The following is a 10,682-nucleotide window of genomic DNA, read 5'->3' on the forward strand; positions in this document are numbered from 1 at the left end:
GTCACGCGCACGCGCACGCCACGTGTCCTCCCGGGCCGGGTCAATCCCCGCACAGCGTGTCAAGGCGTCCCGGGCGCGGCACGGCACGGGCTGTGTCACGAACGGGTCAGCGCGGTGAAGGGACGCGACGGGGCGTGGGCGGAAAGCCGCTATGCTCGTGGAGCGGGCGGCCTGACGGACGGTCGCCCCTGGGCGCATCCCCGGCCGGTTGTCGGGACGCGCTTCCTTGCTCACCGTGAAGGGTCGCGCCGCTGGCGCGGAGGATGGGGGCGTGGTGCTGGAGTCCTTGTGGAGCAGACGCGCCGTGCTCGTGTCGGGCAAGGGCGGCGTGGGCAAGACGACGCTCTCCGCGACGCTGGCGGTGGCGGCGGCGCGCGCGGGCCGGCCGGTGCTGCTGGCGGAGCTGTCCCCGGACGAGGGCGGCCCGTCCACGCTCTCGGGGCTGGTGGGCGCGAAGGAGGCCGGGCCACGCGTGGTGCCGGTGGGGCCGAACCTGTCCTTCGTGCGCCTGTCCGCGCAGGAGGGCCACCGGCTCTTCCTGGAGGAGACGCTGCCCTTGAAGTGGCTGGCGGAGGCCGCGCTGCGCTCGCGGGCGCTGCGGCGCTTCCTGGAGGCGGGCCCCGCGCTCAAGGAGATGGGGCTGATGTTCCAGCTGCTGGCGCTCCTGCGCCTCACGCACCCGGACGGCCGCAGGGTGCACCCGCTCACGGTGGTGGACCTGCCCGCCACGGGCCACGCGCTGGCGCTGGCCACGCTGCCCCGGAGCATCCTGTCGCTGATGCCGGGCGGGCCCGTGGGGCGCGCGGTGCGTGAAGGGCTGGACCTGCTCCAGGACCCCGCGCGCACGGGCGTGGTGCTCACCACGCTGCCGGAGCCCCTGCCGGTGAGCGAGACGCTGGCGCTGGTGGGTGAGCTCAAGGAAGTGGGCCTGCCCCTGTCCGCCGCGGTGCTCAACCGCATGCCGGAGGACCCCTTCACGCCGGAGTCCCGCGCGGCGCTGGAGCGGCTCTTGGAGACGCACGGGCCGCACCGGGGGCAGCGGGCGCTGGAGCGGCTGGAGCGCGCGCGGCTGGCCCGGCAGCGGCTGGCGGCGGGCGTGAGCGTGCCCCACTGGGGCCTGCCGGAGCTGGCGCTGACGGGCGTGGCGCTGGTGGAGCGGCTGGCGGAGCTCCTGGAGTCCACACTCGAAGGAGCCGCGTCCCACGACGGCCGGGAGGCCACGCCATGAACCTGGACGGCATGCTGCGCGACAAGCGGATCCTCGTGCTGTGCGGCGCGGGTGGCGTGGGCAAGACGACGACGGCGGCGGCGCTGGGCGTGGCCGCGGCGCGCTCGGGGCGCAAGGTGCTGGTGCTCACCATCGACCCGGCGCGGCGGCTGGCGGAGGCCATGGGGCTGAAGGAGAACGGCGCGGAGCCCACCACCGTGCCTCCGGAGCGCCTGTACGCGGACGGCCCGCGCGGCGAGGGCCGGCTGGACGTGTGGATGCTGGAGCCGCGCATCGTCTTCGAGCGCATGGTGCGCCGGATGTCCGCCACGGAGAGCGCCGCGCGCACCATCCTGGAGCACCGCCTGTACCGCTTCCTGTCGGAGCTGGTCGCGGGCGTGCAGGAGTACGCCGCCGCGGAGGCGCTGGACGGCTTCATCGCGGAAGGCCACTACGACCTCATCGTCCTGGACACCCCGCCCAGCCGCCACGCGCTGGACTTCCTGGACGCCCCGGGCCGGCTGTCTCGCTTCCTGGACGAGCGGATCATCTCCCTCTTCGGTCCGGACTCGGGCCGCACGGGCAGGCTGTGGCAGGGCGCGCAGGCGCTGGTGGGCAAGGTGCTGGACGGCATCTTCGGCGGCGGCTTCGCGCAGGAGATGCGCACCTTCGTGGCCGCCTTCGGAGGCCTGTTCGCCGGCATCCGCCTGCATGCGGACCGGCTGCGGGAGCACCTGTCGTCGAAGGAAGCGGCGTTCCTGCTCGTCACGTCGCCGGAGGCCGCGGCGCTGCGCGAGGCCACCTTCTTCCAGGAGGCGCTCCAGGCCAAGGGGCTGCCCTTCGCGGGTTACGTCCTCAACCGCAGCTGGGCTCGGGATGACGGCCTGGCTCCGGCCGCCGCGCTGAAACCGCACGCGAACAACGCCGTGGACACGGACGCGGTCAGCGCGCTGGAGCACCTGGCGGGCATGGAGGACGCGCGCGCGACGGCGCACCGCTCGCTGCTGGCGAGGCTGGCTGAAGGGCTGCCCCGGGGCGCGCTGGCCATCGCAGCGCCGGACGCGGGCGCGGACCTGGAGGACTTCCGGGGGCTGGTGCACCTGGGAGACGCTCTCACCGTCGTCTGACGTCCCGCTCGGGATGCCTCCCGTGCCAGGGCAGACGGGCGGGCGGCGCCGCACCTGGCCGGCTGGAGCTTTGCGCGTCCGGGCGCGCTTCCCATGTTCGCAAGTCGAGGAGGCTTGCGACGCACATGGGGACCAAGGACTACAGCAACGGAAACGGCAGGCATGACCTGGGGCGCGCGGACATCTCCACGCCTCCCACCGACGCCATGGCCACGCACCGCTCACCGGACGTGGCGCCGCCGGGCTCGCGCGAGCGCGCGGAGTCCGACGTGAGCGGTTGGAGCCCCGCGCGCGACGAGCCGCCCGCCGACCGCCAGGGGCGCTTCCACCGCGCCGCCGCATGGCGCCTGGGCCGCGTGCGCACGGACGTGGACGACACCGGCACCTGGCGCGCGGACCGCGAGGGCGAGCGCGACGGCGGCACCACCGGCCCCTACGGCCGCGACGACCGGGACGTGCGCTACGCCAACGGCGCGGGCCCGCGGCGCACCCAGGGCGACGACACCGTCCAGGAGATGCAGCCCCAGCGCGCCGACTACCGCGAGTGGGACCGCAGCGGCTACGGCGGCGAGGAGCCCCTGTTGCGCGACCGCCCGCGCCGCGAGGCATCGGCGTGGCGCGAGGACCCGAACCTGCGCGAACGGCAGGCCCCTCGTCGGGAGGAGACCTTCCCCCTGGACCCGAGGCTCCGCGCCTCCCGCGACCCGTCCACCGCGTCCGGGGCTTCGCTCCGCCGATGGAAGCGCGAGCCGCTCTCCGCGCGCGACATCATGACCCGCCAGGTGCGCACGGCCCGCCGCGACAGCTCCCTGCGAGAGGTGGCGCAGTTGATGCGGGACGAGGACTGCGGCGTGGTGCCCATCGTGGACGCGGAGGGACGGCTGCTGGGACTGGTCACGGACCGCGACCTGGCGCTGCGCGCCTTCGCGGGCCAGCGCGCCGTGGATGGCCTGCGCGCGGCGGACGTGATGACGGAGGACCTGGAGGCGGTGCTGCCGGAGGAGGACCTGCACGGCGTCATCGAGCTGATGGGCCGCCGCCAGGTGCGCCGCATCCCCGTGGTGGAGCCCGACGATCGGCTCGTGGGCATCATCGCGTTGGGGGACATCGCCAGCCGCGCGGATCAGGACGAGGAGCTGCAGGAGGCACTGGAGCGCATCTCGTCCCGGCGCTCGTTCTGGAGCCGGCTGCGCTGAGGACAGGCCCGAGGAGACGGGAGGCTCGAGGGCCTCCCGTCCTGGCCTCGGTGATTCAGGCGATGGAGACGACCACGCCGGACGCGTCCGCCGTCGCGGTGAACGTCTTCAGGTTCACCGTCGCCGCGCCGCCGGGGTCCACCACGCCCGTCTTGCTGAACGTGGACGCGTGGCACGGGCAGAGCAGCTCGTCGAGACCCGCGTCGAAGCCCACCTCGCAACCCTGGTGCGTGCAGACGGAGTCCACCGCGGAGTAGGAGCCGTCCGCCAGCTTGAAGACGAAGATGGTCTTGCCGTAGCCGGTGGGGTTGCCGCTCACCATGCCGCCCGTGTTCTGGAGGTCGGGGAACTCAGCGAAGGTGAGCGTCACCTTCCCGTCGACCACCGACGGGAAGTTGTCGCTGCCGGCCTTGAGGTTGATGCTCAGCACCTGCGTGCCCGCGTTGTACGTGGCCACGTACGTCTTGAGCGGCACCGTGGCGGGCTCCTGCGTCACCTGGCCGTCGAGCGAGAACTTCGACAGGTGGCAGGGGCACACGGCCTCCGTCCCGTCGAAGCCCATGGGGCAACCCACGTGGGTGCACGTGGCGGACAGCACCGCGTAGGTGTCCGCGGACGGGTGCACCACCAGCAGGTTCTCCTGCCCGGATTCCTTCGGGAAGCGCAGCGTCACCGAGCCGCCCGCGCGGGACAGGTCCGGATAGCGCTGCACCACCAGCGACACGATGCCGTCCTCGCCGGGCGTGGTCACGTCCAGCACGGGCGAGGGGTCGATGTTCGGCGCGCACGCGGGCGGCAGGCCCGCGACCACCACGCCCGTTCCCAGCAGCTTCTTGAAGAAGTCTCGACGCGACGAGCTCACGTGCCCTCCGTGAAGACGAGGTGCGGCTCCAGCACCAGCTCGTCTTCCACCTTCACCAGCAGCAGCGTGGGGCGTTCGATGTTGTAGCCCTCCAGGCTGATCTTGAAGGACCCGTCCGCCGTCACCTGCGTGGCGGAGTCGAACTTCACCGTCATGGGGATTTCGACGTCCTTCGTCACGCCGTGGAAGGTCAGCTTGCCCTTGAGGGTGACCGGCACGGAGCCCGGGAAGGTGGCGGGCGGCTTCACGCCGGTGCCCACGGCCTTCACCTCCACCAGCGGGTACTTGGCGGCTTCCGTCACCTCCAGCATGTGCGTGTCGCGGTTGGAGTTCTCCGAGTCGAAGTCCTTCACCTGCGCGCGCACGGCCACCTGGATGGTGCCGTCCGGCTTCAGCACGGCCTTGCCCTCGCTGGGGGCGGCCTTGCCGGACACGGTGTGCATCTTGTGGATGAGCTTGTAGGTGAGGGAGCTGGCGTCCTTCTTCACCGAGTACATCTTCGCGTTCTGCGCGGCGGCGGGGAGCGCGAGCAGCAGGGCAGCGGAAAGAACGAGTCGTCGAGCAATCACGGCGTCCTCCAGGGGGGGCTACGTCTTGTCTCCGCACAACGGCCGGCGCGAGGAGACATTCACGACAGGGGGGTTCGGGTCAGAAAGTGAGCGTGACGATGCCCGCGGCGACGCAGCCCAACGTGGCATAGCCCACCACCTGGTGCGCGGTGGCGTACTTCGGCTCCGTGATCTCGCCGTAGCTGTGGGTGGCCAGGATGCCCAGCACCGCCTGGGCAATCATCCCGGCGGTGGCCAGGCTCATGAAGATCTTGTGGAACGTCACCGTGTCCCACTGGAACGGACGCTCCACCGGATCCGGAGCAAGGATGCCCAGCGTGCCCACGGTGGCGAACAGCAGCGACGTGCCAATGACGACGCCCCGGTGCCAGGCGAGCAGCGACCGGTTATCCCCGCCGCCGTCGGTGAATGAACGGCTGAACTGGATCTGCCCCAGCACGGTGGCCGCGGTGAGACCGCCCGCCATGGCCAGGCCCAGGCCCTGGTGCAGCTTGAGCATGGTGCGGCGCGTCTCCAGGTCCTTCTGCAGGTTCGGGTCCAGCAGGCCCGCGGACGCCTCCGCTTCCGGCGTGAGCAGGTCGAAGTCCAGGCTGGGCTCGGACAACGGCGTGGCGCTGGAGTCCTGCGGCGCGGCGGAGCCCGTCGAACCGGACTCCGGCGTGGCGGACACGGGCGGCGTGACGTCCGGCGTCACCGGCGCCGGGACCGAGGGCGCGGCTTCCTGCGGGGGAGGCGGTACCGGCGTGGGCTGGCGCTTCGCGGGTTTGCGCTTCGCCGCGGCGACCATCACGGGGGCGTCCGGCGCGAGGGCCGCGCCGGCGGGCGAGGCCGCCAGGAGCATGACGGCCAGGAGGGGGGAAATGACGCGGGTCATCATGGGGTTCCCGGGGGACGACGCGGCCCGTCGAAAAAAGAGGGGGCCATGTCTTTCCAGGCTACCCCGGCTCGCGGTTCGGGTGCACTGAAGTGCACACAGGGTCCGGGTGAACCTTGCGATGCCGGCATGTCCCTGGATGGCCGAAGCCATAAGAAACCCCAGGGACCGCCGGAAGTTGCGTCCGTGTCAGGCCGGTGTCGTCGAGGGCACCTCCGAGCGGGGCGCCGTGCCGTGCGCGAGCTCCTGGCCCAGGGCGTGCGGGTCGAAGTACGCGAAGAAGCGGCGGACCCGGTCGCCGTCCCACTCGATGATGGAGACACCCTCGTAGGCGACGGCGGCCCCTTCGCGCGCGGTGCCCTGCGTCTCCCATTCGAGGGCCACGCGGTCGCCGGATTCGATCATGTTGCGGAAGGTGGACTTCACCTGGCCGAGGGTGGCCTTGTACTCGGTCCAGAAGCGACGGGCGCCGTCGATGCCAGAGAAGACGTGAGGTGAAGCGACGTTGCTCACCTGCGCATCGTCGGCGAAGAGGGCGACCATCGGCTCGATGTCGCCGTGCTCCTCCAGTTTCAACAGTGCGTCCACGAACCGCTGCGCTCGTTCCATCGGCATCGGGTGTCCTCGCTCGTCGCGAAAGAGAAATCAGGGGTGTGCCCGGGAAGGGTGCGCACGCCAGGGGGAGGTGACCTGACGTCGGCGGCCGCTCCCTCGTCCTCCGGACGGAGGCCCCACCCCCTTGCTCCCGGGTGGCCCGGTGATGGAAGACGGACGCTGTCATGTCCCAGGAGGCCCACCGCCCCGAGCCGTCGGCCACCGCCCCCAAGAAACAGTCCTGGCAGGAGGCCGAGGCGGCCCTGCTGGGCCTGGTTCCTCCCGTGACAGCGACGGTCGAGGGTGAGGCAGCGTCCGACGCCCCGGCTCCCGCGGCCGTGGAGCCTTCGCCGCCAAGCTGGCGCAGCGCCGTCTTCGTGGCGCTGTGCGCGCTGTACCAACTGCGCCGGGCGATGCCGCTCGCGAACGTGACGCCGTGGGACTTCGGGGCGCTGTTGACCAAGGGCTACGGCACCGTGGCCTTCCTGGTGTTGTTCCCCTCGCTGGTGTCGCTGTGGGGCCTCACGAGGGGCAACCTGAAGCGGCAGTCCGACGCGTCGGCGTGGTTCCTGCTCCAGGCGGTGGTCTGGGCGTTGCTGGCCGTGGTGGCCCTGTTCCAGGGGGAGTTCGTCACGGCGCTCCTGATGCCGTGGCACCTGGCGCTGGTGTGCGCCATCCTGATGGTCATGCGGGCTCCGCCGCCGCTGGAGGCCCCGGTGCCACCGCGCGCGGGCCCGCCCCCGCCCACCGTGCGGCCCGCCACGCCCGAGGACCGGGACGCCATCGCGGACCTCCAGGACGAGTCGCTCGCGAAGCGCCCCACGGCCTTCGAGGCGCCGTCCGAAGGCGAGGAGGACGGACGGCACCCGGTGCTGGTGGCGGAGGAGGACGGGCGCGTCGTCGCGTGTGCCGCCACCCGCGCCTACAGCTCGCGCGAGTGCTACGCGGACATCGCGGACTTCAGCCTCTTCGTGGCGAAGGACGTCCGGGGCCGGGGCGTGGACGAGCTGCTGCTAAAGGCGCTGCTGAAGGCCGCGGAGGGCGCGGGCTTCCACAAGCTCACCACCTGCGTCCGCGCGAACCAGGAGCACACCCTGAAGCTGTTCGAACGCCTGAGGTTCACCACGGTGGGCACGCACGAGAAGCACGCACGGGTGGACGGCAGGTGGCACGACGTGGTGGTGGTGGAGAAGTTCCTGCGCTGAAGGGGCCGGAGGCGGCTCCACGGGCACTGTCTCCTCGTGGTACCCGAGGGTGGGGGGTGCCCCTCTTGCTCGCGGGCTTCCGCCGGAGGATGACTGTCCTCTAGGAGCACCCATGTCCCAGGAAGCCCTCCGTTCCGAGCCGTTGCCCTCCTCTGTCGACGAGGCGCCCGCCGACGTTCCCGATTCCATCGCGGCGGAGTCGTTCCCGCCGCTGACGTTCCTGCTGGAGGAGGTGCGCTCGCCGGGGATGGTGCGCGCGGACATCGACGCGCTCATCGTGGGCCTGGGCCGTCCACCCGCGCCGGACGAACCCCTGCGGGAGCGGGCGGATCTGCTGCTGGGGCTTCTGGACCGGAGCAACCCGGTGGGGGACTACACGGGTTCGGGCGGGATGAAGGTGCGGCACGCGGCGAAGGAGGCCCTGCTCGCCATGGGCTATCCGTACGCGATGGAGCTGCCGCCCGAGTTGGTGGAGGCGAAGGGCGCTGACGGCAGGGCGGTGGGGCTGAGTGCGGGCAACATCACCCTGGCGGTGGTGAGCCTGCTGTACCAGTCGGGGGCGCTGGCTGCGGTGTGGCTCTTCCTCGCGTACTCCCGGATGGAGGCGGCGACCGAGGTCATGCTCGGCATCGGCGCGGTCCTCTGGCTCTTCACCGTGCTCTCGCTGGTGGGCCACCACTCACGGTCGAGGGACATGCAGTCCATCAGCTCGGTGGTGCTGTGGGCGGCGGCGGTGGTGTGGCTCCTGGTCGCCCTCCCGTTGGCCCTGTTCACGAATGGCGTGGCCCTGCTCTTCGTCCCGTGGCACCTCGCGCTGTGGACCGCCATCTCCCTGCGCCCGGAAGCCGAGGAGGAAGAGGCGCCGACGAAGCGCGCGCCTCCTCCGTGAGCGCACCGCGCGAGGGAGTCAGCGCCGCGAGTCCTGGGCCCACTCCTCGCGCGTCCAGCCCTGCCGTTCGTAGAGGGCCCGGCGCTCCGCGGGCAGGGCCTCCCAGGCGACGCCGGGGTCCAGGTCCTTGGGGCGGCTGAAGAGGCCGGGGACATCGTTGCGGACGGCCTGGGTGGCGCGCTCGGGGGTGAGGCCGCGCAGGCCGTAGCCCAGCTTGAGGCCGGCGCGGCTCTGGCCGGACTTGTCGGAGACTTCGAAGGAGACGCCGCCGCCGAACTCCGCGGTGCGAGGGTTGAGAGCCGCGTGGGCGCGAGCATGAGGGCCCGCGCCCAGGGACAGCTCCACCTTGCCCTCCGAGTCGCGGCTCACGCTGGCGATGCCCAGGTCCACCTGGAGCTGGGCCTCCGTCTTGCCGTGAGCGTCCATCATCACCTCCAGGCCCAGGGGACCGGCCTTCGAGGCGATGCCCGCCTGCGTCTGGACGCCGGTGGTGCCGCGCGCGGAGGCATGGGCTGTGCGTTTGAATTGGATCATCTCGTGGGACGCGCTCGCCTCGGCGGAGACGAAGGCACCGGCGGGACGTTCTCCGGAGAGGACCTGTGCGCGGGCGGTGACGGTTTCGTAGGCCTGGACGAGCGAGTGTCGGGGGCGTCCCAGGCCGGCCTTCCATTCGGACTCGTAGCGTTCGCGCTGGGGGTCGGACCAGGAGAGGCCGAGCGACGTCTCACGCAGGTCCAGCGACTGAGGAGGCCCGAGCACGCGAAGGGCCTGGAGGCTGCCGGCCTGGGCCACGGCGTCGCCGTAGCGTTGCAGGTAGGCGTCGTAGGCGACGACAGCGGCGCGGCCGGTGTCGGTGGCGTGGGCGTTCACCGCATCGCGAAGGGCAGCGGGCAGCTTCTGATCATTGGCGAAGGTCTCCGGGCGTCCAGGCATGCCGAGCGGTCCCTCCACGCCGCCCGGACGCCGAGAGAGGACGCCGTTGGACGAGGCCTGTTCGAGGAAGGCCTGGCGCGACGGAGCATCCATCCGGGACACGTAGGTGGAGAGCAGCCCGTCACGGTCCATGCGGTCCAGCGTGGCTCGGTATGCATCGCGAGGCACGGAGCCGAGCGCATCATGCGTGGCCTTCACATCGCTGTCGGTGAGGAACGGGTTCGACAGGCTGCGCGTCAGGTGCGAGCGGACCGAGGCATAGACGTCCTCGGGGACGGGGGCGGAAGGGGGACGCAGCCGGCCGCCCATCGCCGCGAGTTCGCGCGCGGATACGGCAGGGCCTTCCGCGTGCGTGGAGGCACGAGGGGAGGAAGGAGCAACGGGGGGACCGTCATAGGGCCGCAGTTCGTTGCGCGAGGGCGAGGACGCACTGCTCTCACTGACAGAGGTCCTGCGGGACGCGGTCGTGCCCACGCGGAGTTCGGGCGCGGGTGCATCGGGTTCAGGAAGCGTGGGTTCGGGGGACAGGGGACTGCTACCGGGCGCATCGATTCGGGACATCAGGCTCGCTCCGAGGAAGGAGGAGCCCGTGCCCTGTGCAGCCAGTGCGCCACGGTCAGGTGCCCGGAATCACAGGCACCCTTTCGCATCCGAGCGCCCGGGCGTGAGACCCGGGTCCCACGCCCCAGACGGGCTCAGCCCAGCACGTCCTGCGCGCGGCGGTAGTACATCTCGCGGCTCGCGAGGCCGTTGTATCCGCCGTTGATGCGGCGGGTGACCTCGCGGAAGTTGCCCGCGTCCGCGTAGCTGTTCAGGTTGCGCGAGCCCCAGTACCAACCCGCGATGCGGAACGCGACGTCCGGATCCTTCGCTCGCTCCGGGTGCCCTTCCAGGTCGATGCCCAGCGCCTTGCCCGCCGCACGGTAGTTCGCGCGGCCCGTCAGCTGGATGGGTCCCCGCCCCTTGTAGCGCTTGCCGTCGCCCGGCTGCGTGTTGCCCAGGTCCTTGCGGCCCTCGTACGCCGCGCCGGAGGCAATCTCCTCCATGTAGCGCAGCTCGCCGCTCTCATGCGCCAACTGCGCCAGGAACATCTCCTTGCGCCGAGGCGTGTTGATGTTCGCCTCCGCCATCGCCTTGTTCAGATGCGGCAGGTACTGCTCCGCCTTCGCCTGCGACAGGTTCGGCATGATCCGCCGCAGCTGCGCCACCGTCACCCCGCCCTTCCC

Annotated in this window: 11 protein-coding genes; 5 read left to right on the plus strand and 6 right to left on the minus strand. The window is 71.7% G+C overall.

Annotated features, from left to right (window positions below; all coding sequences use genetic code 11):
- The first annotated feature begins 274 nt into the window (after window positions 1-274).
- The 3 genes from D7X99_RS24590 to D7X99_RS24600 all read left to right on the plus strand — a co-directional run bounded on the left by D7X99_RS24590 (window position 275) and on the right by D7X99_RS24600 (window position 3,530).
- On the plus strand, window positions 275-1,228 hold the full coding sequence (locus D7X99_RS24590) for an ArsA-related P-loop ATPase (protein WP_346729783.1): 954 nt from the start codon (window positions 275-277) through the stop codon (window positions 1,226-1,228).
- Window positions 1,225-2,334, plus strand: a complete 1,110-nt coding sequence (locus D7X99_RS24595; RefSeq protein WP_121779911.1) for an ArsA-related P-loop ATPase — start codon at window positions 1,225-1,227, stop codon at window positions 2,332-2,334. The genes D7X99_RS24590 and D7X99_RS24595 overlap by 4 nt, the downstream gene beginning before the upstream one ends.
- 125 nt (window positions 2,335-2,459) lie before the next feature.
- Window positions 2,460-3,530 (plus strand): CBS domain-containing protein, encoded by a 1,071-nt coding sequence (locus tag D7X99_RS24600; RefSeq protein ID WP_171805444.1) that lies wholly within the window; start codon window positions 2,460-2,462, stop codon window positions 3,528-3,530.
- Between the two features lie 55 nt (window positions 3,531-3,585).
- On the opposite strand, the gene D7X99_RS24605 is transcribed toward D7X99_RS24600, so the two are convergent.
- The 4 genes from D7X99_RS24605 to D7X99_RS24620 form a co-directional block, all read right to left on the minus strand.
- A complete protein-coding gene (locus D7X99_RS24605) occupies window positions 3,586-4,392 on the minus strand; it encodes a ubiquinol-cytochrome c reductase iron-sulfur subunit (protein WP_121779912.1) in 807 nt (268 codons plus the stop codon).
- The gene (locus tag D7X99_RS24610; RefSeq protein ID WP_121754203.1) at window positions 4,389-4,961 is read right to left on the minus strand and encodes a YceI family protein; all 573 of its coding nucleotides are present in this window, start codon (window positions 4,959-4,961) and stop codon (window positions 4,389-4,391) included. Before D7X99_RS24610 ends, D7X99_RS24605 begins: the two co-directional genes overlap by 4 nt.
- 79 nt (window positions 4,962-5,040) lie before the next feature.
- Window positions 5,041-5,838, minus strand: a complete 798-nt coding sequence (locus D7X99_RS24615; RefSeq protein ID WP_121779913.1) for a hypothetical protein — start codon at window positions 5,836-5,838, stop codon at window positions 5,041-5,043.
- Window positions 5,839-6,024: 186 nt separating this feature from the next.
- Window positions 6,025-6,450, minus strand: a complete 426-nt coding sequence (locus tag D7X99_RS24620) for a nuclear transport factor 2 family protein (RefSeq protein ID WP_121779914.1) — start codon at window positions 6,448-6,450, stop codon at window positions 6,025-6,027.
- 164 nt (window positions 6,451-6,614) lie between these two features.
- Here D7X99_RS24620 and D7X99_RS24625 point away from each other — a divergent pair, with 164 nt between their 5' ends.
- Both D7X99_RS24625 and D7X99_RS24630 read left to right on the plus strand, forming a co-directional pair.
- Window positions 6,615-7,634: a GNAT family N-acetyltransferase gene (locus tag D7X99_RS24625; protein WP_121779915.1), complete on the plus strand. Its 1,020-nt coding sequence runs from the start codon at window positions 6,615-6,617 to the stop codon at window positions 7,632-7,634.
- Between the two features lie 112 nt (window positions 7,635-7,746).
- Entirely contained in the window at window positions 7,747-8,523 is a 777-nt protein-coding gene (locus D7X99_RS24630) for a hypothetical protein (RefSeq protein ID WP_121779916.1), read from the plus strand.
- An 18-nt stretch (window positions 8,524-8,541) separates the two neighbouring features.
- Here the strand turns inward: D7X99_RS24630 and D7X99_RS24635 are convergent, their stop codons facing one another.
- Window positions 8,542-10,017, minus strand: a complete 1,476-nt coding sequence (locus D7X99_RS24635; RefSeq protein ID WP_147476249.1) for a hypothetical protein — start codon at window positions 10,015-10,017, stop codon at window positions 8,542-8,544.
- Between the two features lie 134 nt (window positions 10,018-10,151).
- Window positions 10,152-10,682, minus strand: a 531-nt coding sequence (locus tag D7X99_RS24640; protein WP_304997775.1) for a glycoside hydrolase family 19 protein, incomplete at its 5' end; no start/stop codon positions are given.

Origin of the sequence: Corallococcus sp. AB032C (assembly GCF_003668935.1) — a bacterium.
Classification (GTDB): domain Bacteria; phylum Myxococcota; class Myxococcia; order Myxococcales; family Myxococcaceae; genus Corallococcus; species Corallococcus exiguus.